Origin of the sequence: Pseudoduganella danionis (assembly GCF_009720775.1) — a bacterium.
GTDB lineage: Bacteria > Pseudomonadota > Gammaproteobacteria > Burkholderiales > Burkholderiaceae_D > Rugamonas > Rugamonas danionis.
Window position 1 is genome coordinate 1 of the sequence record NZ_WNKW01000043.1, and the last position, 255, is coordinate 255.

Genomic DNA, 255 nt, shown 5'->3' on the forward strand with positions numbered 1-255 from the left:
GGGCTTTGAGCTGGGCCGCCGTGAGCGCGCCAAACGCGTCCGAACGCAGCGCAGCGAAGTCGGCCGTCTCCATGGCGGCCAGTGCATTGCTGCTCAGCGCAACGATTTGCGCCGTGCTCAGCACGCCGCTCTGGTCCGTCGTCAAGCCGCCGATCTGGCGCGTATTCAGTGCACCGAATGCCGCGGCCGTCAGCGCCAGCATCTGGTTGGTCGACAGTGCTGCCAGTTGGTCCGTGCTCAGGGCCGACAACTGGG

General features: G+C 67.1%; 1 protein-coding gene. It reads right to left on the reverse strand.

Annotated features, from left to right (window positions below):
- On the reverse strand, positions 1–255 hold a 255-nt coding region (locus GM655_RS22825), incomplete at both ends, for a hypothetical protein (protein WP_196308835.1).